The organism is Pseudomonas sp. PF05, from assembly GCF_056521845.1.
In genome coordinates, this window is the sequence record NZ_JBWLPW010000063.1 from 1 (window position 1) to 1138 (window position 1138).

The 1138-nt window shown below is 64.3% G+C and carries 1 protein-coding gene; it reads left to right on the forward strand.

The window, feature by feature from the left end; all coding sequences use genetic code 11:
- The coding region (locus tag AC09SL_RS29430) for a non-ribosomal peptide synthetase (RefSeq protein ID WP_479571999.1) at window positions 1-1138 on the forward strand (1138 nt) is incomplete at both ends.

Here is a 1138-nt window from a genome sequence, read left to right on the forward strand (position 1 = left end):
CCGGATGACCGCGTGGCGATCTGTGCCGATCGCAGCCTGGACATGGTGGCGGGCCTGCTGGGCATTCTCAAGGCCGGCGCGGCGTATGTGCCGCTGGACCCGGATTACCCAGCCGAGCGCCTGGCCTACATGCTGGAAAACAGCGCGCCGAGAGTGGTGCTGACCCAGCGCGCCTTGCAGGCGAGCCTGCCGGCTACGCAGGCGCGGACCTTGCTGCTGGATGAGGCGCAAGGGTTCTCGATGCAGCCCACCGACAATCCGCAGGTTGAAGGCTTGCATGCCCATCACCTGGCCTATGTCATCTACACCTCGGGCTCCACGGGCCTGCCCAAAGGCGTGATGAACGAGCACGGCGCGGTGGTCAACCGGCTGTTGTGGATGCAGGACGAATACGCCTTGAGCGCCACAGACGCAGTGCTGCAAAAGACCCCGTTCAGCTTCGACGTGTCGGTGTGGGAGTTCTTCTGGCCGCTGTTCAGCGGTGCGCGGTTGGTGATGGCCCGTCCGGGCGGGCATCGTGATCCTGCCTACCTGCGCGAAGTGATCCAGGCCCAAGGCATCACCACATTGCACTTCGTGCCGTCGATGCTCGACGTGTTCCTGGCCCATGGCGAGGCAGGTCAGTGCGAAGGCTTGGTGCGGGTGATGTGCAGCGGCGAGGCGTTGCCGGGGCATCTGGTGCGGCGCTTCAAGACGCAACTGCCGCACAGCAGCCTGTACAACCTGTACGGCCCGACCGAAGCGGCGGTGGACGTGACGGCGTGGGATTGCACGGGTGCAGAAACCCCGGACAGCACGCCCATCGGCAAGCCGATTGCCAATACGCGGATCTACCTGCTTGATGCCCATCGACAACCGGTGCCCATGGGCGTGGCCGGGGAGATTTACATCGGCGGTGTGCAGGTGGCGCGGGGTTACCTGAACCGTCCGGAATTGACCGTCGAGCGTTTCCTGGGGGATCCGTTCAACACAGCGACGAATGCCCGGATGTACCGAACCGGCGACCTGGGTCGTTACCTGCCGGACGGCAATATCGAGTACCTGGGGCGCAACGATGACCAAGTGAAGATCCGCGGTTTCCGCATCGAGTTGGGCGAGATCGAAGCGCGGCTGGCGCAGCATGAGGCGGTGAAAGAAG